Annotated in this window: 1 protein-coding gene; it reads left to right on the top strand. The window is 46.4% G+C overall.

Translation table 11 applies throughout. From position 1 onward, the window contains the following. On the top strand, positions 1-869 hold an 869-nt coding region (locus tag CDZ78_RS20890; protein WP_211200793.1), incomplete at its 5' end, for a TolC family protein. Positions 870-1054: the final 185 nt, after the last annotated feature.

Below are 1054 nucleotides of genomic sequence, written 5' to 3'. Positions count from 1 at the left end.
CGGATGGGAGATGCCCTGAACGCCCTGCGTCCGCAACGACTACGCACAAAAGCCGCTTCGTCATTACTACCTCACTGGCTGGACGGCTATTCGGAATGCAATTCTTGCTCCTCTCGCGTGCTGCTAGCACACGTCGAATCAGCGAATTGCCCTGTCGCCTATCAGGGACTAAAAATCACCACTTCGCTAAGCTCCGTTTCCATGATTCTCAGCGTATGAAAAAAACGAGTATTTCAGTTTTATTGTTATTTTCTAGTGCATTGTCTGCGCAAAATTTATTAAAAACCTATGACCTTGCAATGCAGAATGACCCTGTTTTAAGCCAGTCACTAGCTAATAAAATGGCAGTAGGCGAAACTAAGGATCAGAGTATTGCCCGGTTATTACCCACGATAAATGCGGGTTATTCCGGTTCTCAAAACTGGCAATATCAGAAGTCAAAATTTCAAACTGAGTTCGGCCAAACACCCAGTAATAAATTTTGGGATAACCAGTTTTCAATTAACCTGGTACAACCCGTTTTTCATTGGGATATGTGGGTGCAATTATCCCAGTCAGAAAAACAGATTGCCCAAGCTGATGCCAGCTACCTTGCTGAACAACAGAATTTAATTCTTAGAACTACCAGTGCTTATTTTGATGTTTTAGCTGCTCAGGACGATCTCACTTTTTCTATGTCTCAAATGAAAACCATAGCCAGGCAGCTAGAGCAGGCTCAACAGCGCTTCGAGGTTGGCCTGATTGCCATTACCGATGTTTATGAAGCTCAGGCAGGTTATGATCAAAGTAGATCAGATGTTTCGGGGAGTCGCTATTTTTGCGAAAGCTTGTTTTGGGCATCCCAGCCCAAGCAAGCAGCAAAAACTTAACGCGACCACTTATGCCTCCGGCGGCCCCGATTCGTCCTCGTCACCTCGTCCCGACCCAACAAGGGGTCGGAACATAGGCTCCAAATGACTTGACGCCGTGTCGGATGGCCTTTTATTTTGTCTCCACCTTCGCTAACGCTCAGACTCCGACAAAACAACGGCCCTACGGCTATCGCGGACTAAAA

The sequence above is a fragment of the Bathymodiolus platifrons methanotrophic gill symbiont genome (assembly GCF_002189065.1).
In the GTDB taxonomy this organism is placed as follows: Bacteria; Pseudomonadota; Gammaproteobacteria; order Methylococcales; family Methylomonadaceae; genus Methyloprofundus.
This window is presented reverse-complemented; position numbering and strand designations above follow the sequence as displayed.